Consider the following 24,472-nt stretch of genomic DNA (forward strand, 5'->3'; position numbering starts at 1 on the left):
TACGATGGTCGAGTGACTGCCCCGACCCAACTCCAACGTGACGGCGCGAGCACCCCGACGCCGCCGGTGGGGTCGTGGGCGGACGATCGCTGGGGCCGGTGGACGGCAACGCCGCAGGCTCGGCGCCGCACCGAGTGGATCATCGTCGGCATCATCACGCTCGTCGCGGTGCTCGTGCGGTTCGTGCGGCTCGACCAGCCGAACGGCATCGTCTTTGACGAGATCTACTACGTGCCCGATGGCTGGACCATCACGAACAACGGCTACGAATCCGAGTGGCCCGAGAACAAAGATGAGCTCTGGGCGACGGGCGATTACGGCGGCTACCTCAACGATGCCGAGTACGTCGTTCACCCGCCGCTCGGCAAGTACCTCATCGGCATCTTCATGCACCTGTTCGGGGTCGAGCACGTCTGGGCCTGGCGCTTCGGCGTCGCCCTCTTCGGCGCCGCCTCAGTGCCGCTGCTCTACCTCGTCGGCAAGAAGCTGTTCCGCTCGATCGCGATGGGCGCGATCCCCGCGGCGATGCTCGCGATCGACGGCCACGCCATCGCGATGAGCCGCACGGGCATCCTCGACATCTTCGTGATGTTTTTCGTGCTGCTCGCCTTCCTTTTCCTCCTCTACGACCGCGACGACCAGCAGCGGCAGCTCGCGAGCTGGGTGGCGGCGTGGCGGCAGCGCGAGCACGCGAAGGATGCGTCGGTGCCGCTTGAGAGCACGCCGGTCAAGTGGACGAGCACGATCGACCCGCCCGCCAAGCGGCCGACCGGTCCGGACTGGGGTCCGGTCGTCTGGCGCCGCCCCTGGTTCGTGGCGATGGTCATTGCCCTCGCGCTCGCCACGAGCGTGAAGTGGTCGGGCCTCTACTACCTCGCGTTCTACTGCGTGCTCACGATCGCGCTCGACGCATACAACCGCAAGCAGTCGGGCATCACGCTCTGGCTCTCGTCGGCGACGCTGAAGCAGGGGCCCATCTCGTTCCTGCTCGCCGTGCCGCTCACGGTCGTCATCTACCTCACGAGCTACGCGGGCTGGTTCATCACCGGTCGCGGCTTCAACGGCATCGTCGACACCGGCGCGTGGCAGGGCGGCAACTTCTTCGAGTGGGCGAAGCTGTCGCTCTCGCACTTCGTCGACTATCAGATGCAGGTCTACGAGTTCCACTCGCGGCTCGCGGCGGGGCACTCCTACAACTCGGCGCCGTACGAGTGGCCGTTCCTGCTGCGACCCACCGCATTCCAGTACACCTACATCGACCCGGCGACCGACCCGAGCTGCCATGCCGACCAGTGCGTGCAGGCGGTCACCTCGTTGTCGAACCCGCTGCTGTACTGGCTCGGCACGATCGCCGTCGTGTTCCTCATCATGATGCTGTTCGTGAAGCCGCGCTGGCCGTACGTCGCGATTCTCGTGTCGTACGCGGCGGGCTACCTGCCCTGGCTGCTCACGGGCCGCACCTCGGTGTACCACTTCTACGTCATCGTCTGGCTGCCGTTCATGTTCCTCGCGGCCGCCCTCGCGCTCCAGACGCTCGCGGGCGAAGCGAAGGATCCGCGAAAACAGCGCACGCTCGCCGTCAACCTCATTACCGGGTTCTTTGTGCTTGCGATCCTCGTGTCGGTGTTCTTCTACCCGGTGTGGACCGGCCTGCAGATTCCCGACTGGTACTTCAACCTCACTCACTGGCTGCCGGGCTGGTACTAGGCCATGCTCATCCTTGCCGGAACCCCGATCGGCAATCTCGGGGACGCCTCGAGTCGCCTGGCCGACACCCTGCGCGCGGCCGACCTCATCGCGTGCGAGGACACCCGCACCACGGCGAAGTTGCTCGGCCTGCTCGAGGTCACCGAGCGCCCGAAGCTCATCGCGCTACACGAACACAACGAGCACGAGGCGGCGGATGAGGTAGCCCGCCTGGCCGCCGCGCAGACGGTCGTGCTCGTGTCGGATGCGGGCATGCCGGCGATCTCCGACCCCGGCTTCCGCGTCGTGCGGGCCTGTGCCGAGGCCGGCGTGACGGTCACGTCGGTGCCCGGGCCAAGCGCGGTCATCACGGCGCTCGCGGTGGCCGGCTTGCCGACCGATCGCTTCTGCTTCGAGGGCTTCGTGCCGCGCAAGCAGTCCGACCGGGCGAAGCTCGTCGAGCAGCTTGCCGACGAACCCCGAACAACGGTGCTCTACGAGTCGCCGCACCGCCTCGCGACCACGCTCGACGACTTCGCCGCCGCGTGGCCCGCGCGCCAGGTCGTCGTCTGCCGCGAACTCACCAAGCTGCACGAGGAGGTGCGTCGCGGCACCTGCGCTGAGCTCGCGCAGTGGGCGAGCGAGGGCGTGCGGGGCGAGATCGTGCTCGTGCTCGCGGGCGCGGAGGCGCGCGAGGTGCAGCTCGACGACGCCGTTGCCGAGGTGCTGCGGCTCGCGGCGGGCGGCCTGCGGCTCAAGGATGCGGCGGCCGAGGTCGAGGCTCGCACGGGCCTGCGCAAGCGCGCGCTCTACGACGCGGCGCTCGCGGCACGCGGTGTGAATGGTGCCGTATGACCATCGGCAACGGCCGTGTCATTGACGCCCACGCAACCCGATAGACTTTCCGGCATGGCTTCTGGCGAATCGTTCTACGTCACCACTCCCATCTTCTACGTCAATGACGTGCCCCACATCGGGCATGCGTATGCGGAGGTGGCTGCTGACGTGCTTGCCCGCTGGCACCGTCAGCGCGGCGACGACACCTGGTTCCTGACCGGCACCGACGAGCACGGGCAGAAGATCATGCGCTCGGCCGTCGCGAACGGCATGACGCCGCGCGAGTGGGCCGACAAGCTCGTCGACGGCGCGTGGAAGCCGATGCTCAAGACGCTCAACCTCTCGAACGACGACTTCATTCGTACGACCGAGGAGCGCCACGAGACCCGCGTGCAGAAGTTCCTGACGCACCTCAACGACGCCGGCTACATCTACGAAGACGAGTTCGAGGCGCTCTACTGCGTGGGTTGCGAGGAATTCAAGCCCGACAACGAAATCGTCGACGGCGAGGGCCAGTACGAGGGCCAAAAGGTCTGCGCGATCCACTCGAAGCCGCTCGAGCTCATGGCCGAGCGCAACTACTTCTTCAAGCTTTCCGACTTCCAGCAGCGCCTGCTCGACTTCTACGAGGCGAACCCGACCTTCGTGCAGCCGCAGTCGGCGCGCAACGAGGTCGTCAGCTTCGTGCGCAGCGGCCTGCACGACCTGTCGATCTCGCGCACGAGCTTCGACTGGGGCGTGCGGGTGCCGTGGGACGACGCGCACATCGTCTACGTCTGGGTCGACGCGCTGCTCAACTACATCACGGCAGTCGGCTACGGCGACGACGACGGCAACTTCGACCGCCGCTGGCCCGCGAACCACATTGTCGGTAAGGACATCATCCGCTTCCACGCGGTGATCTGGCCCGCCATGCTCATGGCCGCGGGCATCGAGCCGCCGCAGCGCGTCTTCGCGACCGGCTGGCTGCTCGTGGGCGGCGAGAAGATGTCGAAGTCGAAGCTCACCGGCATCGAGCCGAGCGAGATCACCGACACCTTCGGCTCCGACGCGTTCCGTTACTACTTCATGCGCGCCATCCACCTCGGCCAGGACGGCTCGTTCTCGTGGGAGGACCTCCACGCGCGCTACAACTCCGAGCTCGCGAACGGCCTCGGCAACCTCGCCTCGCGCGTCGTCGCGATGGTGAACAAGTACTTCGATGGCGAGATCCCGGCCGCGGCTTCGACCCATGTCGATGACCTCGCCCTCCTCGACCTCGCGAAGTCCGCGGTGGCCGGTGCTGAGGACGCCATCGACCGCTTCGCGATCGACCAGACCATCGCCGAAGTCTGGCGGCTCGTCGACGCGCTCAACCAGTTCATCACCGACCAGGCGCCCTGGCAGCTCGCGAAGGACGACTCGCTGCGCGAGCGCCTCGAGGGCGTGCTCGGCACGGCCGTGCGCGGCCTCGGCATTCTCGCGGTGCTGCTGCACCCGATCATCCCGCTCGCGTCCGAGAAGCTCTGGGCCGCGGTCGGCGGCGAGGGCGAGCTCGGCGAGGTACGGCCGGATGCGGCGCTCGAGTGGCGCTCGACCGGTCGCATCGGCGAGCTGCAGGCGCTGTTCCCGCGCATCGACCAGGCCGACTAGCCTCGTGACCGTCTCGCAGCATCCGCGCAAGCGCGACGCGACGGCCGAGCACGGCCAGCGCCGCGACCTGCGGTATCCGGACGTGCCCGAGGCGCTCGCGGTGCCGAGCTACGACAACCACACGCACCTCGAGATCGAGGACGGTGAGGCGGGGCTCGAGCTCGCCGAGCACCTCGAGCTCGCGGCCCAGGCCGGCGTCGTCGGAGCGATCACCGTCGGCGGCGACCTGCCGTCGAGCCGGTGGCAGGTCGAGGCGGCGAACGCGCACGAGCGCCTGCTCGCGGCCGTCGCGATTCACCCGAACGAGGCCCCGCGCTACGCCGAGGCCGGAGAGCTCGACGAGGGCCTCGCCGAGATCGCGCGGCTCGCGCAGGATGCTCGGGTCGCGGCGATCGGCGAGACCGGCCTCGACTACTTCCGCACCTCGGGCGACGAGGCGCTGCGCGCGCAGCACGCGTCGTTCGAGGGGCACATCGACATTGCCAAGCGCGAGCGGCTGCCGATGCAGATCCACGACCGCGACGCGCACGACGACGTGGTCGCCCTGCTGCGCCGCGTCGGCGCGCCCGAGGGCACGGTGTTCCACTGCTTCTCTGGCGGCCCCGAGCTCGCGCAGATCGCCGGCGACGAGGGCTGGTACTGCTCGTTCGCGGGCAACATCACCTTCAAGAACGCGCAGCTGCTGCGCGACGCGCTCCAGGTCGTGCCGCGCGAGCGCATCCTGGTCGAGACCGATGCGCCGTTCCTGACGCCCGTCCCGTTCCGTGGCCGGCCGAACGCGCCCTACCTGATTCCGGTCACCATCCGCTTCATGGCGGCCGAGCTCGGCGTCGACGCCGAGGAGCTCGCGGCGCAGATCGCGAGCAACACACTCGACCTTTACGGCCCGTTCGGCGTCGAAGCACGAGCCTCGTGGCGGGCGGCGCGACGTGGCTGACGTCCAACTGCTCGGCCCGGCGCAGATCCGCGACCTCGCGGAGCGGCTCGACCTGCAGCCGACGAAGAAGCTCGGCCAGAACTTCGTGCACGATCACGGCACGGTGCGCCGCATCGTGGCGACGGCCGAGGTGACGCCGGGGGAGCACGCGCTCGAGGTCGGGCCCGGCCTTGGCTCGCTCACGCTCGCCCTGCTCGAGGCGGGCGCGCGCGTGACCGCGATCGAGATCGACCCTCGCCTCGCCGAGCAGCTGCCGCTCACGGTGGCCGAGCGCGCGCCGGGCGCCGAGCTGCGGGTCGTCGAGTCGGATGCGCTCAAGGTCGATGCCGTCGAGGGCGACCCCGTCGCGCTCGTCGCGAACCTGCCCTACAACGTCTCGGTGCCGGTGCTGCTGCACCTGCTCGCGCGCGTGCCCTCGCTGCGCCGCGGCGTCGTCATGGTGCAGCGTGAGGTCGGCGAGCGCATCGCCGCCGGCCCAGGCTCGAAGATCTACGGCGCCCCGAGCGTGAAGGCCGCCTGGTATGGGCAGTGGCGCACGGCCGGCCTCGTCGGCCGCAAGGTGTTCTGGCCCGTGCCGAACGTTGACTCGATCCTCGTCGAGTTCCGCGCTCACGACGAGCCCCTCGGTGACGACGCACTGCGCCGGCGCCTGTTCGAGCTTGTCGACGCCGCCTTCGGCCAGCGGCGCAAGATGCTGCGCCAGGCGCTCGCGCCGAGCTTCGGCGGTTCGGCCCAGGAGGCCTCGGCGGCGCTTGAACGCGTCGGACTCGAGCCGACGGCGCGCGGCGAGCAGCTCGCGGCCGACGACTTTCTGCGCCTCGCGCGCGACGCCTCCTAGCGGCGAATCCGGGCGCGGCCGCCCGGGTAGGCTAGGAGCCATGACAGACGCACCGCGGCGCGTGACGGCGACGGCCCCAGGCAAGGTCAACGTCACGCTGTCTGTGGGCGAGGTCGCCGACGACGGGTACCACCCGCTCGCGACGCTGTTCATGGCGCTCAACCTCGTCGAGCAGGTCGAGGCCCGCGAGGCCGAAACGCTGTCGCTGCGCTTCGCGCCCGGCCCGATCGACACCGAGGGGCTCGAGGCGGGCGAGGGCAACCTCGCGATCCGAGCCGCGCGGCTGCTCGCCGAGTTCACCGGTCGCGCGCCGCTCGCCGAGCTCGTGATCCGCAAGCAGGTGCCGATCGCCGGCGGCATGGGCGGTGGCTCGGCCGACGCGGCCGCGACGCTCGTGGCCCTCGACGCGCTCTGGCAGACGAACCTCACACGCGAGGACCTCGCCGATCTCGGCGCGAAGCTCGGCAGTGACGTGCCGTTCGCGCTGCTCGGCAACGTCGCCGTCGGCACCGGCCGCGGCACCGAGCTCGCGCCGACGCTCGCCGGAGGCGCTTTCGAGTGGGTGCTGCGGCTCAGCGACGAGGGCATGTCGACCCCCGCGACCTACCGCGCGCTCGACGAACACCGCGCCCAGCACGCGAGCCACCTCTTCACGAAGCCGGTTCCCGTGGTGCCCCAGGCCGCGCTGCTCGCGCTGCGCTCGGGCGACCCGGTCGCGCTCGCCGACGCAATGCAGAACGACCTGCAGGCGCCGGCGCTGCGGCTGCGCCCCGACCTCGTCGAGGCGCTCGAGTTTGGCGAGGGCGCCGGCGCGCTCGCCGGCATCGTTTCGGGCTCGGGCCCGACGCTCGCGTTCCTCGCGGCGGATGCGGCGGCGGCGGATGCGCTGGCCGAGCAGTTCCGCGCGCGTGGCGACACCGTCGTGCGCGCGAACGGGCCGAGTGGCGGCGCTCGTATCCTCGCCGACTAGCTGTTCTTCCCGGTCACGTTGTGAACGGTGTGATGGCGAGTTCGTTGGCTCAACGGCTCAACGGCTCGACGAGGCAACGTGACCCAGCCGTCCCATATATGGCGCAGAAGGGATAGATACCTCCTGCGCCATATGGGGGACAGCTGGGTCATATGGAGCGGGCACGCCTCGTGAAGTGTCCGCGGACTTCGGTGCCAGGGGGCCCCAATTTGTGTCGCGGCCGTCGCCCAACTGCGTTCGGATGACTTTCGTCTCAGCAGTGGCGCTGTCAGCGACGCGGCCGAATGGAAGTGGCGCGCTCAGCGACGCGGTGGGAGCGAAAGGGGCGCTTTCAGCGACAATTGGCGCGATGCTGCCGGCGCCAGTTGTCGCTGACGGCGCCCCTTCGTGCGGCGACGGCACGGTGGTGCGGCGCAGGCCGGCCTCGGGGATCGGAGAGGACCCCACCGGCTAAGACGTTCACAACGTGTCAGGGAGCTACAACTAGCGCGGCTCGCGCATCCGGCGGGGATTGCTGTCGAAGCTGTGCCGCGTATCCAACCGGGCTCGCGGCTCAACCCGCACCGCGCATCCATGCGGCACGCACCTTGGCCGCCTAGGCTTGCATCATGGTCGATGACTTTTCAACAAAGGGCGCGTACATGAACGCCGGCGACGCGTACACGCGCGACACGAACTACATCGAAGATCGCATCACTCGCGACGGCCGCTCGGTCGGCGAGGGCATCCAGACCTGGCCGGTCGAGGCTGGCCGCTACCGGCTCGTCGTCTCGCGGGCATGCCCCTGGGCGAACCGCACGACGATCGTCCGCCGCTTGCTCGGCCTCGAGGACGCGATCTCTATGGCCGTGTGCGGGCCGACGCACGACGTGCGCTCCTGGACTTTCGACAAGGACCCGGGCGGCCGCGACCCCGTGCTCGGCTACGAGCGCGTGCAGGAGGCCTACTTCGCCCGCTTCCCCGACTACCCGAAGGGCATCACGGTGCCGGCGATCGTCGACGTGCCGACGGGCGGCGTGGTGACGAACGACTTCCCCTCGATCACCCTCGATTTCTCGACGGAGTGGACGCAGTTCCACCGCGATGGCGCGCCCAAGCTCTACCCCGAGGCCCTGCGCGACGAGATGGACGCCGTCATGCGCCACATCTACACCGAAATCAACAACGGCGTCTACCGCTGCGGCTTCGCGGGCACCCAGGAGGCCTACGATGCGGCGTACCTGCGCCTGTTCACGGCACTCGACAAGGTGTCTGAGCGGCTCGAGACCCGCCGCTACCTCATGGGTGACCACATCACCGAAGCTGACGTGCGGCTGTTCACGACCCTCGCGCGCTTCGACGCGGTCTATCACGGCCACTTCAAGTGCAATCGCAGCAAGCTCAGCGAGCTGCCGACGCTCTGGGCCTACGCCCGCGACCTCTTCCAGACGCCCGGCTTCGGCGACACGATCGACTTCGTCGACATCAAGCGCCACTACTACGAGGTGCACGAGGACATCAACCCGACCCGCATCGTGCCGCAGGGCCCGCTCTTCGCGAACTGGCTCACGCCGCACCACCGCGAACAGCTCGGCGGTTCGCCGTTCGGCGACGGCACGGCGCCCGGCGAGATCCGCGAACCGCTCGAGCCCGGACACACCATCGACGAGCTCGTGGCGGCGCAAGCGGCCCAGTTCGCGGGCTAAACCGCCTGGAGTAGTACGTCTCGTGCACCGGCCGAAGGTGGCAGGCGGATGCGCTGAGCAAGTAGCGTGGACGTCATGACGACGACTGTCCCCGCGCAACGGCCCGCCAAGAAGGCGAACCCGGCGACCGTCGCGTTTCGTGGCGTAGGCCAGGCCGCGAAGGCGCACGGTCTCGGCCAGGAGTTCTCGGCGATCGCCCGCATGGTGAAGAACGCCCAGGGCGTCGCACCGTCGGTCGTGGTGGTCGGCGAGATGAACCGCGGCAAGTCGACGCTCATCAACGCGCTGCTCGCAGCCCCCGGCCTCGCGCCGACGGCGCCGATCGAGACGACCGCCCTCGCGGTGAACTACACGCCGGCAACCAAGGAGTTCCCGCAGGGCACCGCCGAGCTCGAGTTTGCGTCGGAGCCGACGCGCCGGCGCATCCCCGCGCAGCAGCTGCCGGGCTGGGTGCAGGTCGATTCGCCGATCTTCATGAACGCCGACGAGCAGCCGCTGCAGGCGTCGCTCGCCGTGCGGCCGGGCTACGTGCCGAACGCCACCCTCGTTGATACGCCCGGCTCGGGCGGACTCAGCGAGGCCTACGCGATGCGCGCGATCGCCCGTTCGCACGACGCGAGCGTGCTGCTGCTCGTGACCGACGCATCCGGCCGCATCACCGCGCCCGCGCTCGAGTTCCTCGTGCGCTGCAGCGCGACCATCGACCAGCTCGTGCTTGCGGTGACGAAGATCGACCTCTACCGGGGCAACTGGCAGGCCGTGCTCGAAGAGAACCGCCAGATTTTGGCCCAGCGCGAGCCGCGCCTCGGCAACATCCCGATCGTCGGGGTTTCGGGCGCCTGGGGCGAGCGTGCCGCCGCCGAGCCCGACGAGCAGCGCCGCGGCCGGCTGCTCGAGATGAGCGGCATCCCACAGCTCGCGGCGACGCTGCGCGACCCGCTGCGCATGGCCGGCCAGCTGCCGACGCTCAACGCGCTGCGCCGCGGTGCCGACCTGCTGCGCGAGCCCCTCATCGCCCTCGAAACTGAGCGCGAGGCCCTCGGAGGCGTGGTGGAAGACCAGTCGTCGATGACGGCCGTGAAGGAACACCGCGACCAGCTGCTGCGCAAGTTCGAGGATGCGAAGTACGACTGGGGCGCGAACGTCGACCGGGTGCGCGTCGACCTCACGAGCGCGAATGCGCGACTCGCCCGCGACTTCGGCACGCACTGGAAAGAGCTCGCGCAGAGCAAGGGCACGGGCATGAGCGCGCGCCAGTCGCAGGCGATGACGAACGAGATGGCCGCCGACGTCGAAGTGCAGATCGGCCGGGCCATGCACGGCATCGTGCAGCGCTCGACGATGCTGCTGCACGAGCTCTACTCGGCCGCGGGCATGGACCCGCAGCGCAGCCTGCTCGGCGAGGTCGAGCGACGTGCGCACGAGGCAGGGCAGAGCAAGCGCGAGCTCGGCGATCGCAAGGCCGCAAGCTCCGACCCGCGCATGCTCATGTCGGGGTTCCTCATGGGCTCGGGCATCGGCTCGATGATCTTCCCGGGCATCGGCACGGCCATCGGCGCCGGTGTGATGGGCTCCCTCTCGTTCGTGCTCGCGCGCCGCCAGGCGAAGCGGCAGTCGGTCATTCAGGTTGTCGCCGACGCCTCGACCGAGATGCGCGAGGTGCTCGACCGAGCCGTGCGCGGCGTGCTTGGCGTGATCACGACCGACGCGAAGAAGGTCTTTGACCGCGACCTGCGCGAGTCAGCGAATGCCGCGAAGTCTGAGCTGCAGCGCCTCGAGTCGGCGCGCCGCGCATCCGAGGCCGAGCGCCGCGAACGCATCGGCAAACTCGACCCGCAGATCAAGCAATTGCGTGACGCAATCGCGCTCGCGGAGCAGGAAGCACGTGCAATTGAACAGAAACGCACGGGCGAGAAACCCTGACCTCGTATCCTAATTTGCACACGCGTTGCGGATTTCGTGGAAAGCCCGCGCACGCACACCCTCACCAGTAAAGGAAACCGCACAGATGGCTTGGCGACTCGCGATCGATTTCGGTACGTCAAACACGGCTGCGGCGATCCACACGAACGGCAACGTTCGTCCCGTCGCCCTGTCGGACGTCAGCATTTCGATGCCCTCGGCAATCGTGCTCACGCCGAACGGCTACCGCGTCGGCGACGAGGCGATTAACGCGCAGCTGCGCCACCCCGACGGGTTCGAGCGCACGCCAAAGACGCTGATCGGTCGCAGCGAGGTGGTGCTCGCCGGCAAGATCGTCGACCCCGAGGAAATCGCGCGCGAGATCTACAGCTATGTGCGCGCCGCGAGCCTGCGCCGTCAGAACAACGAGCCGCCGGCCGAGGTGTGGCTGACGCATCCCGTGGCGTGGGCGCCCTCGCAGATCGAAACGCTGCGCAGCGCCGCGGTGGCCGCGGGCTTCGCGCCCGAGAGCATCCGCACCGTGAACGAGCCGATCGCCGCGGCCGCGCACTACGCACGCAACCACCAGGCGGCGCCGGGCTCGCGCGTCGCGGTGTTCGACTTCGGTGGCGGAACGCTCGACATTGCGGTGCTCGAGCGCGCGCCCCTCGAACCCCAGGGCTACCGCGTGCTCGCCTACGGTGGCGACCCGGTGCTCGGTGGCCGCTCGTTCGACGCTCGCCTGCTCGACTGGACCCTCGACACGCTGTCGAACCGCGGGAGCGAGGAGCTCGCGAAGCGCCTGCACCAGCCGAAGACGATGGCCGAGCTCCGCGCGCAGACCTCACTGAGCCGCGCCGTGACGGCCGCGAAGACCGAGCTGTCGACGCGACCCGACGCCGACATTGCGGTGAGCCTCGGTGACGAGGATGCGGTGGTTACGATCACGCGGCAGGAGTATGAGACGCTCATCGCCGACGACCTCGACCGAGCCGGCAAGCTGCTCAAGGAAGTCTTCGACACCGTCTCGGGCCCCGGCGCCGAGGTCATGTACCTCACGGGTGGCTCGTCGCGGACGCCCGCGATTAGCGAGATGATTCGCGAGCGCACCGGCATTCGCATTGCGACGCTCGACGACCCGAAGCTCGTCGTCGCCGAGGGCGCGCTCTACGTTGCGCCGCTGGGTTCGACTCGGCCCGCGCAGGCCCCGGGCACCGTGCCTCCCACCGGCCACTTCCCGCCCGCCCCGGCCGCTCCGGTGGGCCCGACGGGGCCGCAGGGCCAGCGACCGAACGACACCGCCGCGCAGCCCTCGGTGGCGCCGCAGACGAGCAGCATGCCGCGCCAGCAACAGGGCAATCAGCAGCAGCCGCCGACGCAGCAATACAACACGCAGCAGTACAACTCGACCCAGCAGTACGGTGCGCCGCCGCAGCAACAGCAGCAGTCGAACTCGGGCGCGCAGGGCTACGGGCAGAACACGTCGTCGGCGCCGACCCGCAGCTTCGGCAGCCTCGACTCACAGTCGACCGGCCGCGGCCCCGGCGGTGACCGCCAGGACTCCGGCTCGTCGGCGCCGTCGTATGGCGCCTACTCGTCGTCGAACAACAGTGGCTCGGGCTACGGCGGGGGCTACACGCCCACGGCGCAGGCGGCCTATGGCTCTGGCCCCGACTCGAACTCGGGTGGCCAGCCGAAGAAGAAGCGCCGCGGACTGCTCATCTCGATCATCGCGGTGATCGCGGTCATCGTCATCGGCGGCGGCATCTGGGGCGGCATCGCCCTCTTCAGCAACCAGAATGAGCAGCCCGCCGAAGAGGCGCTCTCACCGGAGGTTCCCTCGGGCGAGATCGAGTGCTGGGACGGTTCGACCGTCTCGGGCCAGGAAAACTGCGCCGAACTCACGGGCACGCAGGGGCTCGAATGGGTGGTCAAGGTCGACGGTGCGAGCTGCACCGATGCCGACCTCGGTGTGAAGTCGACGATCGACTGCACCTGGTACGACCGCTCGAACACCCACCTCTACGTCATGGAGTTCGACAGCTACGAGCAGGCGCTCGAGTACGGGCAGACGTCGTACGACACCGACACCGATTGGAAGGTCGGCGACGAGGTCGCGGGCACGCAGTTTGAGGGGGAGTACACCGACGCTGGCGGCGGCTACTCGCACTACTACGTCTACGAAGACCAGCCGTACGGCGTCTTCATCGCCCTCGGCAACGACGACAGCGGCAACCACGACAACCTCTCGGACATCCAGGGCCGCTTCACGCCGAAGCCGCTCGCCGACGTTGCGTACGCCGTCGCGACGACCGACCGCACCTCCTCAAGTAACTAATGAGCACGTGGGCTACCGTCACCGAACTCATGCGTCGAGCCGTGCTCGACGTGTGCGATGCGTTCGACCACGTTGACCGGCGCGGCACCGCGCGGGTAACCGACGGCGTTCGGCGGCAGCTCAACGAGACGATCCGGCTCGCGGTCGTCGGGCGCGTCAAGGCGGGTAAGTCGACACTTGTGAACGCGCTTGTCGGGCGCGTGGTGGCGCCAACCGGGGCGACCGAATGCACGCGCATTTCGACGCACTACACCTTCGGTGGGCCCGAACGCGGGCTCGTCATCACGCGCGACGGCCAGCAAGTGCCGTTCGACCTTGACCACGGTTGCCTGCCCGAGCGGCTGCCCGTGCCGACCGAACACATCGCGCACGCGGTCGTGTTCCTGCAGTCCGAGGTGCTGCGCGACCTGACGCTCATCGACACCCCGGGTCTGTCGACCACCACCACCGAACTCGAGGATGCGGCACGCCGCACGGTGCTCGGGCACGAGAGCGTGCAGCAGGCCGACGCGCTCATTTACGTGTTCCACGACATGATGCTGCGCGACGACACCGACTTTCTACACGAGTGGGGGTCGATCACCGATACCCCGGCCGAGTCGGCCTCGCGGGCGATCGGTGTGCTCAGTCACGCCGACACCTTTGGCGGCACGCCCTGGGGCAATCAGGACCCGATCGAGCTCGCACGCACCGGCGCCGAGAAGTTCTCGCGTCAGCACGGCGCCCACCTCGGTACGGTCATCGCGGTGGCGGGCAACATGGCGCAGGCGGCGCGCGCCGGGCTCGTGCGAGAGCACGATGCCGGCACACTCTCGCAGCTCGCAAACGTCGACGACCTCGACCTCGAGTTGCGCGACCCGAGCGGCGAAGGCGTCGTCGGCCCGGGCATCCCGGGCTCCGAGATCTCACGCCTGGCCGACCTGATCGGCGAGTATGGCATCCGCCACGGTCGCAACGAGGCGCGTCGCGGCGCCCGGGCCATGAGCGACTGGCTCGTGCAGGCCTCGGGCATCGACGACCTGCGCCGGGCCCTCGCGAACCGCTACGTGGGCCGCTACGCCCACGTCAAGGCGCGTCGCGCGCTCGACGCCCTCGACCGGCTCGCCTGGTCGAACGGAGCCCCACCGCCGCTGCGCGCGATCGTGGCCGAGGCGCGCTTGCGGGCCGAACTGCATCCGCTCGCCGAGCTGGATGCGCTCGAGCGTCTCGCCGCCATCGAACCGAACCACCCGCTCGTCGGGATGCTCGACCGCCAGCTCTCGGCGCGTAACGACGCCGAGCGCCTCGCCATGCCGGCGCAGAGTTCGCCGATGCAGCTGCGCGAGCAGGCGCTGAGCTGGAGTGTTGAGGCGCGCCGCGCGGCCGTTGTCGAGCCGTACCCCGAACGCCAGAACGCCTACCAGATCCTCGACCGCTCGTTCACGCTCATGGCGGTCCGCCAGGGCTGAGCCGATTTCGGCACGCACCGACGCACTTGCCACGCGCCGTTTTGTCTGCCGTGCATACAAGCAAGATCCCCGCCAGGCTGGTGCCTGGCGGGGATCTTCGCGGTGCGGAGTGGCTCGCGGCCTAGTAGACGGTGTCGATGACGCCGTCGCCGTCGGTGTCGAAGCTCTCGATCACACCGTCGCCGTCGGTGTCCTCGCCGTAGAGGTCATAGACGCCGTCGCCGTCGGTGTCCGAGGCCATCGCGTCGACGACGCCGTCGCCGTTCGTGTCGGCGCCGTAGGTCTCTTCGTAGCCGTCGCCGTCGAGGTCGTAGTAGCCGTCGCTCGAGGTCGAGGTCGAGGTCGAGGTCTCGGTGCCCGACGTGTCGGTGGTCGAGGTCTCGTTCGAGACCGAGTCGGTCTCGGTGCCGGAGCTCGTGCCGTCGGCGCTCGAGGTCGAGTCGAGCACGCCGTCGCCGTCGGTGTCTTCGGCGTAGGTCTCGAACGAGCCGTCGCCGTCGGTGTCGATGACCGCCGTGTCGATGTAGCCGTCGCCGTCGGTGTCGGTGCCGAAGGTCTCTTGGTAGCCGTCGCCGTCGAGATCGAAGTATGCCGAGTCGTTCACGCCGTCGCCGTCGGTGTCGTACTGGGCGTCGGTGTAGCCCGAGCCGCCCGAGTAGCCCGAACCGGTGTCGGTCGTGGTGTCGGTGTCGGTCTCGGTCGTGGTGTCCGTGACCGTGTCGGTCTCAGTCTCGGTGGTGGTGTCGGTCGGGGCCACCGGCTCGCTGCCGTTGAGGCTCGTTACCTCGTCGGCGTAGCCGTCGCCGTCGGTGTCGACCAGCTGCGTGTCCGCGGCGCCGTCGCCGTCGGTGTCAAGCAGGGTGGTCTCGGCGTAGCCGTCACCATCGAGGTCGGAGACCGACATGTCGATGTCGCCGTCCTGGTCGCTGTCGATCACGACCGACTCGGCGTAGCCGTCGCCGTCGCTGTCAACTGCCTGAGCGTCGGTGATGCCGTCCTGGTTGAGGTCGATGCTCTCGTTGGGCTGGTAGTTGCTCATGTCTGCTTTCCCTTGTTTGTGCTTGCTGCTGGGGGACGTAGATTGGATGCGGTTGGGCGGTCGAAAGTTCCCGTGGCGAAAAACTTATTTGGCCACGTTGGGGATGTGCCTAGAGTCCCAGGTCGCCGAGGTCGATGTCGTCGCCGCCGAGCGCATCGTCGTGCGAGTAGTCGGCGGTCGTGTCGTACGCGTCGTAGTCGGTGTCGGTGGACTCGCCGGCACCCGTGAGGGAGTCGGTGGGGTCGTCGTCGACGAGGGTGTCGTCGACGTGCTCGCCGGCCGTCTGGTCGTCGGTGTCGCTCTGGTTGTCAGTCTCGGCATCGTCGGATGCGTCGGCCTGCGGCTGCGTGTCGTCGGCGTCGAGGTCGTCAATCGCGTCGGGATCAATCGAGCCGTCGTCTGCGGTGTCGGTCTCGCCGGCCGCCGCATCGGGGGTCGTGCCATCTTCCGTGACGGAGTCAAACATGTCGACGAGGTAGTCAGCGAAGCCCGGAGGGGCGCTGAACGTCGACGAGAGCATGCTGTCCCACTGCGCGTCGCTGACGGCGGGGACATCGCCGAGGAGTGACTCTTCTTGTGGTTCATTCACCATGATCGGATCCTTCGATTACAAATGTCGCGTTACGTATGAGATGCGCGGGGCGGGAGAAAAGTTCCCGCCCCGCGCAGATTTTTTTGCGAGATTCTTTGCAGCCGCGTTCTCGCTAGAACGAGACCTCGGTCTCGGCGTAGCCATCGCCGTCGGCGTCGGTCGCCGCGCTGTCGAGGTAGCCGTCGCCGTCGGTGTCCATGATGACCGTGTCGACCACGCCGTCGGCGTCGGTGTCGACGTACACGGTTTCGGCAATGCCGTCGCCGTCGAAGTCGCTGCCGATGCCGTCGATCACGCCGTCGCCGTCGACGTCGACGTAGGTCGACTCGTTGACGCCGTCGCCGTCGAGGTCGAGCTGCGCACCGGTGGTGGGCGCCGCGTAGCTCGTGTTCTGTGACTCGGCGCCGTTGGCGCTCTCGGTGACGTCGGCGAGGCCGTCGCCGTCGGTGTCGTAGTCGACGGTGTCGATCTTGCCGTCGCCGTCGGTGTCGTAGGCCCAGACGTCGGTCACGCCATCGCCGTTCGTGTCGATCTCGGCGTAGTCGTAGGTGCCATCACGGTTGGTGTCGATGACTTGAGTGTCGGCGTAGCCGTCGCCGTCCGCGTCGATGAGCATCTCGTCGGCGACGCCGTCACCGTTGTTGTCGTAGGTGGTGGTGTCGACGTAGCCGTCGCCGTCGGTGTCGTACTCGGTCGCGTCGATGACGCCGTCGCCGTCGACGTCGTACTGCACCGAGGAGGCGTAGCCGGTGATGTCGGGGTTGATGACGTCGGTTGGGTCGTCGGTGTAGCTCGACTCGGTCGACTCAGTCGTGTCGGTCGAGTCAGTCGACTCGGGGCTCGCGGGGATCGGCTCCGACTCGCTCGAGTCAGTCGAGCTGTCGCTCGAGTACTCGTCGGTCGTGTCGTTACCCGACCAGTTCTCGTCGGGAACGCCATCGCCATCGGTGTCGGTCACGATCGAGTCTGGGGTACCGTCGCCGTCAGTGTCGATGTAGGTCGATTCGGCGTAGCCGTCTCCGTCTTCGTCGACGTTGTAGACGTTGCCGAGGCCGTCACCGTCGGTGTCGACGTACTGGCTGCGTCCGTCCGACGAGTAGTTGCTGTACTCATCGGCGTTGCCGGTCGTCGTGTCAGTGGTGGGGTCCTGGGCGCCGTCGGAGTGCTGGATGCCGTTCGTATTGCTCATGATCCTCGTCCTTTGTTGGTGGTGTGGGCTGCGATCGGTTATTGGATGCGGTCGGGGCCGGTAAAGTTCCCGACCCGTGCATCCTGATTGGCGAGTTCTTCGGGGATGGGCATGAACGGCGGAAGGGCCCGACCGCAATGCGGCCGGGCCCAATCGTCGAACTACATGTCCACCGGGGTGTCGGCGACGCCGTCGCCGTCGGTGTCGATGGAGTATTCATCGGCAACGCCATCGCCGTCGGTGTCGTGGCCGAACGTGTCGTAGACGCCATCGCCGTCACTGTCGTACGCGATGTCCTCGGCCAGGCCGTCGCCGTCGAGGTCGGTCATGAGACCGTCGATCTCGCCGTCGCCGTCGATGTCGACCTCGGCGCTGTCGGCGACGCCGTCGCCGTCGCTGTCGACCGTCGCCTCTCCCTCCAGGTACTGCGAGTCGGAGTAGTCGACGCTGTCGGTGTCGATCGTGCCGTCGTCTTCGGCGGTGTCGCCACCCTCGCCGCTCTCGGCGTCCTCGCTGCCGGGGATGTCCTCGGCGCCAGCCTCGTCGGCCGGGGCGTCGGGCTCGGCGGGGGTTTCGCCCTCGGGGGCCGTGTTGCTCTCGTCGACATCGGCGTTCGGCGTGACGTTTGGGGCTGGCGCCTCACCGTCGGCCATCGAGTAGTACTCGTCGGCGTAGCTGTCGCCGTCGGTGTCGACGTGCGCTTCGTCGAGCACACCATCGCCGTCGGTGTCGTACATCGTGGTGTCGATGATGCCGTCGCCGTCGGTGTCGACATCGGCGTAGTCGATCACGCCGTCGCCGTCGGTGTCGATGAAGCGGGCGTCAATGTAGCCGTCGCCGTCGGTGTCCGAGTAGATGTCGTCGATCTTGCCGTCGGCATTCGTGTCGTAGTGCGTTTCGTCGACCTCTCCCTGGCCGTAGACGTCGTACTCGACGGTCTCGACGTTGCCGTCCCCGTCGGTGTCGTAGCCGGTCTGGCTCGCGTAGCCGTTGGTCGCTTCGGGTCCGTTGGTAGTCATTGGGTTCTCCCTGTATCTGGCGTGCAGAACGAAGATTGGATGTGCCGGATGCGCGGAAAGTTCCCGCGGCAATAAGAACATCATGTAGAACTTCGCCTGACCGTCGCATCCGACTTTGGGTGAATCCCCGCGTACGCCTGGCGGGTGCGGAGACTCCCGTTAGCTTGTGGCGGTTACGATCGAACAATTACGCGTCGCGGCCGCCCGATCGGTGCCGCGATGGATCTGGGGGAATCGACGTAAAGGAAGACGAAATCTTGGACGCATCCGCCACCGAAGCCGCCCTGCTGGCAAAGGCGAAGCAGGGGGACCGTGCCGCGTTCAGTGCGCTGCTGCATCCGTACCGCGACCGGCTCTTCGCCGTGTGCGTGCGCACGATCGGCAACCGAGCGGATGCGGAGGATGCGCTGCAGGACGCGATGATCGCGATCTGGCAGAACCTGCCGAAGTTCCGCGGCGAGGCGTCGATCAGCACGTGGGCGTTCCGCATCGCGACGAACGCGGCGCTCGCCCTCGTGCGCAAGCGCCGCGAAATTACCGTGGATGATGAGGCCGAGTTCGTGTTCGAGGGCGACGGCGGGCCGGACTTCGCGGAGGACCACGCGGTGCGCGACCGCGTACAACAGGCGATCAGTACGCTTGGCGAAGATTTCCGCGTGGCGCTTGTGCTGCGCGAGTTCGGTGACTACACCTACGAGCAGATCGCCGAGTACCAGCAGGTGCCGGTCCAGACGGTTCGCTCGCGGCTCAATCGGGCGCGCAAGCAACTCAAGGAAGCCCTGCTCGCGCAGGAGCTCTAGCCGCCCGGCACATTTCCGACTCCCCATCACGTCTCGTGGTGGGGAGTTTGCTGTGTGTGCTCCTTGCCTACGAGGTGCATCAGTGCATAAGATGCACGGGTGCAAAATTCTATTTCGACCGGTCAGGTCGCTGAGACTGCACCGGCACCCGGACTTCGGGAGCGTCAGCGGCTTGAGTCGCTGAAGCAGATTCACGAAGCCGCGCGCGACCTCGTCGAGGCGAACGGTTTCGCCGCGACCACGATCGCGGCCATCGCGGAGCGTGCTGGTGTGTCGCGGCGCACCTTCTTCAACTACTACGCAACCAAAGAGGATGCTGTGCTCGGACTAGCCGAGACGATCATCCCCGCCGAGGCGATCGACGAGTTCTTCGAGAACCAGCAGGCCGGCGACCGGCTCGCCCGCATCGTCGTTCTGCTCGCGCGCACTGCGCTGAACATGCGCCAGAGCGGCACGAGCCGGAAAGAGGTCCATCGCCTCGCCACGAGCTACCCGGAGCTGCAGGAGCGCATGCACCAGCGGTTCCAGGAGATCCAGGACAAGGTCGCCGAGCTCGCACTCGACAAGCTCGATCAGCTCGGCGACGTCGAAAAGATCGGCGAGGACGGCGCGGACGCGCAGGCCCTCTCCGAAGCCATGATCACGCTCGCGGGCGCGGTGCTGAAGTACAGCTTCCGCCGCAACCCCGACATTCTCGATAACCCAACGCGCGAGGCCTTCGAGCCCACCATTCGCGCCTTCCGTACCGCCTTGAAAGAAGTGCAATGACCAAGACGCTCCCAACTACGGGCGCACCTCAGCGGGCCGAGCCCGAAAAGCAGCAGAGCATCGTCATGCTGTTCGTCGGCCTGCTCGTCACGATGCTCATGTCGGCCCTCGGGCAGACCGTGCTTTCGACGGCGCTGCCGACCATCGTTGGCGAACTCAACGGCGCCGACCACATGGCGTGGGTCGTGACCGCATTCATCCTCGCCAGCACTGTTGTGATGCCGATTTACGGCCGCATCAGTGACATCTTCGGCCGCAAGGCCATCCTCGTCGTCGCGATTGCCCTCTTCATGATCGGTTCGGTCATCGGTGGCCTCGCGCAGGACATGGGGTGGCTCATCGTCGCCCGCGTCATTCAGGGACTCGGCGGCGGTGGCCTCATGATCCTCTCGCAGGCCGCGATGGCCGACGTCATTCCGGCTCGCGAGCGCGGCAAGTACATGGGTATCTTCGGCGCCGTGTTCGCCGTCTGTTCGGTGGCCGGCCCGCTCGTGGGCGGCTGGCTCACCGACGGACCCGGCTGGCGCTGGGCCTTCTGGATGAATATCCCGCTCGCCGTGCTCGCGATCGTCGCCGTGCTGCTCTTCCTGCACCCGCACAAGCGCGAGCGCGACATCCCGCGCATCGACTACCTCGGCATGGCCCTCATCGCGGCCGCGACCACGGCCATCGTGCTCGTGTGCACTTGGGGCGGCACCACCTACGAGTGGAACTCGCCCACGATCATCGGCCTCATCGCCGGCGCCGTCGTGGCGGTCATCGCCTTTGCCCTCGTCGAGCGCAAGGCCGAGAGCCCCGTGCTGCCCGGCTACCTGTTCAAGAACCGCAACTTCCTGCTCACCACCGGTGCCAGCCTGGCGGTCGGCATCGCGATGTTCGGCACGCTCGGCTACATGCCGACCTACATTCAGATGGTCACCGGCGTGACGGCGAGCGAGGCGGGCCTGCTCATGACGCCGATGATGGGCTCGCTGCTCGTCACCTCGATCGTCTCGGGTCAGGTCGTCTCACGCACGGGCCGCTACAAGGCGTTCCCGCTCGTGGGCCTCGTGATCCTCTCGATCGGCCTCGCGCTGCTGTCGACGCTCGCTGTCGACTCGCCGATCTGGGTGATGTGCGCCTACCTTGCGGTGATGGGTATCGGCATCGGCTTTAGCATGCAGATCCTCACGCTCGTCGTGCAGAACGAGTTCCCCGGCCGCGTGGTCGGCACGGCGACCGCCGCGAACAACTACTTCCGTCAGGTCGGCGCGACCATCGGCTCGGCCGTCGTCGGTTCGTTCTTCTCATCCCGGCTCGTCGATTTGCTCACCGAGAAAATGTCGCAGGCGCCGGCCGCTTCGGGCAGTGACCTTGGCGCGACCTCGCTCACGCCGGCCGTCGTGAACGGCCTGCCGGATGCGGTGCGCCAACCGATCATCGAGGCCTATAACGAGGCGCTCCTGCCGATCCTGCTCTACATCGTGCCGCTCGTGCTGATTGGGCTCGTGCTCGTCTTCTTCGTCAAGGAGAAGAACCTCGCGACCACGGTGGCAAACGAGGAGGCGGAAGCCAGCCAATCTGCGGATGTAACCGCATAATGTTTCGGTATGGCGGGGACGCCGGAGCGCTTCCGGCGTCCCCGCCGCGTCGTTTCCAGAGACAGATAGGAACGAGCCTTGCTCCAAACCGAACTGTTCGTCGTCATCGGCGTGCTCGTCATCGTGCTCGGCTCGGTGTTCGCGTCGCGACTCGGCGTCGCCGTGCCGATCATCGTGGCACTCCTCGGCCGTGGCGTCAGCTTCCTGCCCGGCATGGAGGACTTCGAGGTCGAACCCGAGCTGATCCTCGCAGTCGTGCTGCCGCCGATCCTCTACGGCGCCGCGGTGAACATGCCGACGACCGACTTCCGACGCAACTTCGGCACCATCTCGGCGCTTTCGGTCGTGCTCGTGCTCGTTTCCGCGTTCGGCGCGGGCGCGCTCATCTACCTCGTGTTTCCGAATCTCTCGTTCGCCTCGGCGGTCGCCGTGGGTGCCGTGATCAGCCCGCCCGACGCCGTCGCGGCGACGTCGATCGGTAAGAAGCTCGGCTTGCCGACCCGCCTCGTGACCATCCTCGAGGGGGAGGGGCTCGTCAACGACGCGACCGCCCTCGTGCTGCTGCGTTCGGCGATCGCCGCGATCGGCAGCACCTTCTCGGCTTGGGATGCGGTGGTCGACTTTGGCTACGCGGTCATCGTCGCCATCGTGCTCGGCGCCGTCGTTGGCCTCGCGACCACGTACTTCCGCTCGAAGATCAGCCAGGTGCAGCTCACGACGGCCGTATCGTTCGTCGTGCCGTTCCTGGCCTACCTGCCGGCCGAGGCACTCAACGCTTCGGGTGTGCTCTCGGTGGTGACCGCGGGGCTCGTGACCGGAGCCCTCAGCCCGCGCAAGCTCAGTGCCGAGGACCGAATATCTGAGCGCACGAACTGGCGCACCATCCAGCTGCTGCTCGAGAACGGCGTGTTCCTGCTCATGGGCCTGCAGCTGACGCACATCCTCGAGGGCGTCGACTCGGCCGACTTCGGCGTTGCCGCCACCATCGGCATCGGCCTCATCGCCACCGTCGCGCTGATCCTGCTGCGGGCCGTGTTCATGGTGCCGCTCGTCTACTGGCTGCGGCAGAACCAGGCGAAGCATCAAGACCGCATCACCGCGTATAAACGCGTGATTTCGACCATTGATGACCCGGAGCGCACGCTGAAGGCGACCTCGCCGCGCATCGAACGGGCGATCCGACATCGCGTCGCCGACGCGAAGTTCTACGTCAACGAAGGGCTCGACTGGCGCGGCGGCGCGGTGCTCGCGTGGTCGGGCATGCGCGGCGTCGTCACGCTCGCGGCGGCGCAGACCCTACCGGTCGACATTCCGTATCGGCCCCAGCTCGTGCTCATCGCCTTCACCGTCGCCATCGTGACCCTCGTACTGCAGGGCGGCACACTGCCACTGCTCATCCGCGTGCTTGGGGTGCAGGGGACGCCGGAGGAGGAGCTCGCTCGGGAGCGCATCCGGCTGCTGCGCGAGCTCGCGGCCGCGACGAACGACGCGCTCAGCAGCCCCGAACTGCGTCGACCGGACGGGTCGAAGTTCGACCAGGAGATCGTGCAGAGCATCCTCGACCGCAACACGATGATGCTCGAGCAGGGCGACGCGCAACTGCTCGAACACACACGCGCCGACGGCGTGCGCGCAGCACGCTGAACTGCAGCGCATCGTCCTGACGACCGAGCATGCGGCGCTGATCGAGGCGCGCTCTTCGGGCACGTATCGCTCCGAAACGATCGAGAGCGCCCAGGCGGTCATTGACAACGGCACGATGCAGCTCGGCCAGGCCTAGGCCGCTGGGCGCGCGCGGCTGCCGTGCGCGCTCAGCGAACCTTCAGCTCTGTTGCGTAGGGCGAATTCGTCGTAGTCTTGGCACCTGGCGCAACGAGGCTCCACGTCTGTTCATAACCGTGGAAAGGTCTCAAGATGCCGCTGATGTCGAAGTCGCGCACGCTGCTGGCGCTGTTCGCGATCGCGCTTGGCGGGTTCGCCATCGGCACGACCGAATTCAGCACTATGGGCGTGCTGCCTCAGATCGCGGCCGACCTCGTGCCGGCGTTCGAGAGCCACCGCGAGCAGGCGATCGCCGACGCGGGTTGGCTCGTGACGGCGTATGCGCTCGGCGTGGTCGTCGGCGCGCCAACGATTGCCGTCTTCGGCTCGCGCATGTCGCAGAGCCGCCTCGCGATGCTGCTGCTCGCCGCGCTCGCGGTCACGAACGCGCTCTCGTCGCTGATGCCCGACTTCACGACGACCGCGATCGCCCGCTTCCTGTCGGGCTTGCCACACGGCGCCTACTTTGGTGTGGCGTCGCTGCTCGCCGCCCGCATCATGGGGCCGGGTAAGCAGGGGCTGGGCATCTCGATCGCGCTCTCAGGCCTCACGATCGCGAACATCTTCGGTGTGCCTCTTGGCACCTGGCTTGGCCAGACCGCCGGCTGGCGCTGGGCCTATGTCGCGGTTGGGGGCATCTTCGCGCTCTCGCTGCTGCTCGCCTGGCTCAGCCTGCCCCGCCTCGCCGGCACGCCCGAGCGCAACCCCATGGATGAGTTGCGCGCGTATACGCGCGGGCCGTTCCTGCTCATGATCCTCGTCGGCGCGATTGGTTTCGCCGGCTTCTTCGCCGTGTACTCGTACATTGCCGACATCGCCGTGCTCGGCGTCGGGCTCGAGGAATCGCAGGTGCCGTGGCTGCTCGCCATGGTCGGCGTCGGTATGACCATCGGCAATTTCGTCGGCGGCTGGCTCAGCGACCGGTTCCCGCGCGGCAGCATCGTCGTCGGCTTCATCGCGCTGCTCACGATGTTCGCGCTGTTCTCGACCCTCGCGACCACGCCCGTGCTGCTGTTCGTGCTCATGCCGCTCGTCGCGGGCACCTCGTCGACGCTCACGCCGTCGGTGCAGTCGCGCCTGATCGCCCTCGCCGGCGACGCCCCACTCATTGGCGCGGCGACAAACCACGCGGCATTCAACATCGGCAACAGCATCGGCGCCTGGGGCGGCGGGCTCGTCATCGCCCAGGGGCTCGGCTACTTCGCGCCCGGCTGGGTCGGCTTCACGCTCGCCGGGGTCGGCTTCATCCTCGTACTGTTCAGCCTGGCCGGTGACCGGCGCAAGAGCGCCGGCGCTTCGAGCTCGGAGACCGAGGCGGAGCGGGAGGCTCGCGATCGCGCGCTCGCGGCCTCGGGCACCGGGCCGATCCGCATCGGGTAGCGCTCGTTCGC

General features: G+C 68.0%; 19 protein-coding genes. 15 read left to right on the forward strand and 4 right to left on the reverse strand.

Going from position 1 to position 24,472, the window contains the following annotated elements:
* The first annotated feature begins 12 nt into the window (after positions 1–12).
* The 10 genes from M3M28_RS04295 to M3M28_RS04340 all read left to right on the forward strand — a co-directional run bounded on the left by M3M28_RS04295 (position 13) and on the right by M3M28_RS04340 (position 14,273).
* Entirely contained in the window at positions 13–1,707 is a 1,695-nt protein-coding gene (locus M3M28_RS04295; protein ID WP_249387589.1) for a dolichyl-phosphate-mannose--protein mannosyltransferase, read from the forward strand.
* 3 nt (positions 1,708–1,710) lie between these two features.
* A complete protein-coding gene (rsmI, locus tag M3M28_RS04300) occupies positions 1,711–2,541 on the forward strand; it encodes a 16S rRNA (cytidine(1402)-2'-O)-methyltransferase (protein ID WP_249387590.1) in 831 nt (276 codons plus the stop codon).
* A 54-nt stretch (positions 2,542–2,595) separates the two neighbouring features.
* Positions 2,596–4,155: a methionine--tRNA ligase gene (gene metG / locus M3M28_RS04305; protein ID WP_249387591.1), complete on the forward strand. Its 1,560-nt coding sequence runs from the start codon at positions 2,596–2,598 to the stop codon at positions 4,153–4,155.
* Positions 4,156–4,159: 4 nt separating this feature from the next.
* Positions 4,160–5,092, forward strand: a complete 933-nt coding sequence (locus M3M28_RS04310) for a TatD family hydrolase (protein WP_249387592.1) — start codon at positions 4,160–4,162, stop codon at positions 5,090–5,092.
* On the forward strand, positions 5,085–5,930 hold the full coding sequence (rsmA, locus tag M3M28_RS04315; protein WP_249387593.1) for a 16S rRNA (adenine(1518)-N(6)/adenine(1519)-N(6))-dimethyltransferase RsmA: 846 nt from the start codon (positions 5,085–5,087) through the stop codon (positions 5,928–5,930). Before M3M28_RS04310 ends, rsmA begins: the two co-directional genes overlap by 8 nt.
* 40 nt (positions 5,931–5,970) lie before the next feature.
* A complete protein-coding gene (locus M3M28_RS04320; protein WP_249387594.1) occupies positions 5,971–6,900 on the forward strand; it encodes a 4-(cytidine 5'-diphospho)-2-C-methyl-D-erythritol kinase in 930 nt (309 codons plus the stop codon).
* A gap of 608 nt (positions 6,901–7,508) precedes the next feature.
* Positions 7,509–8,585, forward strand: coding sequence for a glutathione S-transferase family protein (locus M3M28_RS04325; protein WP_249387595.1), 1,077 nt, complete (start codon positions 7,509–7,511; stop codon positions 8,583–8,585).
* Positions 8,586–8,660: 75 nt separating this feature from the next.
* Positions 8,661–10,508 (forward strand): dynamin family protein, encoded by a 1,848-nt coding sequence (locus tag M3M28_RS04330; protein WP_249387596.1) that lies wholly within the window; start codon positions 8,661–8,663, stop codon positions 10,506–10,508.
* A gap of 85 nt (positions 10,509–10,593) precedes the next feature.
* A complete protein-coding gene (locus M3M28_RS04335; protein WP_249387597.1) occupies positions 10,594–12,825 on the forward strand; it encodes an Hsp70 family protein in 2,232 nt (743 codons plus the stop codon).
* The gene (locus tag M3M28_RS04340; protein ID WP_249387598.1) at positions 12,825–14,273 is read left to right on the forward strand and encodes a dynamin family protein; all 1,449 of its coding nucleotides are present in this window, start codon (positions 12,825–12,827) and stop codon (positions 14,271–14,273) included. Before M3M28_RS04335 ends, M3M28_RS04340 begins: the two co-directional genes overlap by 1 nt.
* A 121-nt stretch (positions 14,274–14,394) precedes the next feature.
* Here the strand turns inward: M3M28_RS04340 and M3M28_RS04345 are convergent, their stop codons facing one another.
* The 4 genes from M3M28_RS04345 to M3M28_RS04360 all read right to left on the reverse strand — a co-directional run bounded on the left by M3M28_RS04345 (position 14,395) and on the right by M3M28_RS04360 (position 18,112).
* Positions 14,395–15,312: a hypothetical protein gene (locus tag M3M28_RS04345; protein ID WP_249387599.1), complete on the reverse strand. Its 918-nt coding sequence runs from the start codon at positions 15,310–15,312 to the stop codon at positions 14,395–14,397.
* A 109-nt stretch (positions 15,313–15,421) separates the two neighbouring features.
* The gene (locus M3M28_RS04350; protein WP_249387600.1) at positions 15,422–15,904 is read right to left on the reverse strand and encodes a hypothetical protein; all 483 of its coding nucleotides are present in this window, start codon (positions 15,902–15,904) and stop codon (positions 15,422–15,424) included.
* 112 nt (positions 15,905–16,016) lie between these two features.
* Positions 16,017–17,093, reverse strand: a complete 1,077-nt coding sequence (locus M3M28_RS04355; protein WP_249387601.1) for a hypothetical protein — start codon at positions 17,091–17,093, stop codon at positions 16,017–16,019.
* Positions 17,094–17,254: 161 nt separating this feature from the next.
* Positions 17,255–18,112 carry a hypothetical protein gene (locus M3M28_RS04360; protein ID WP_249387602.1) on the reverse strand — a complete coding sequence of 286 codons (858 nt, stop codon included), beginning with the start codon at positions 18,110–18,112 and terminating at the stop codon, positions 17,255–17,257.
* Between the two features lie 257 nt (positions 18,113–18,369).
* Between M3M28_RS04360 and M3M28_RS04365 the strand changes: the two genes are divergently transcribed.
* The 5 genes from M3M28_RS04365 (at position 18,370) to M3M28_RS04385 (ending at position 24,461) form a co-directional block, all read left to right on the forward strand.
* Positions 18,370–18,912 carry an RNA polymerase sigma factor gene (locus M3M28_RS04365; protein ID WP_249387603.1) on the forward strand — a complete coding sequence of 181 codons (543 nt, stop codon included), beginning with the start codon at positions 18,370–18,372 and terminating at the stop codon, positions 18,910–18,912.
* 99 nt (positions 18,913–19,011) lie between these two features.
* Positions 19,012–19,680 carry a TetR/AcrR family transcriptional regulator gene (locus M3M28_RS04370; RefSeq protein WP_249387604.1) on the forward strand — a complete coding sequence of 223 codons (669 nt, stop codon included), beginning with the start codon at positions 19,012–19,014 and terminating at the stop codon, positions 19,678–19,680.
* Entirely contained in the window at positions 19,677–21,260 is a 1,584-nt protein-coding gene (locus M3M28_RS04375) for an MDR family MFS transporter (protein ID WP_249387605.1), read from the forward strand. Before M3M28_RS04370 ends, M3M28_RS04375 begins: the two co-directional genes overlap by 4 nt.
* Before the next feature lie 78 nt (positions 21,261–21,338).
* Positions 21,339–22,904, forward strand: a complete 1,566-nt coding sequence (locus M3M28_RS04380; RefSeq protein ID WP_249387606.1) for a cation:proton antiporter — start codon at positions 21,339–21,341, stop codon at positions 22,902–22,904.
* A 279-nt stretch (positions 22,905–23,183) separates the two neighbouring features.
* Positions 23,184–24,461 (forward strand): MFS transporter, encoded by a 1,278-nt coding sequence (locus M3M28_RS04385; RefSeq protein WP_249387607.1) that lies wholly within the window; start codon positions 23,184–23,186, stop codon positions 24,459–24,461.
* Positions 24,462–24,472 lie beyond the last annotated feature (11 nt).

The organism is Gulosibacter sediminis, from assembly GCF_023370115.1.
In the GTDB taxonomy this organism is placed as follows: Bacteria; Actinomycetota; Actinomycetes; order Actinomycetales; family Microbacteriaceae; genus Gulosibacter; species Gulosibacter sediminis_A.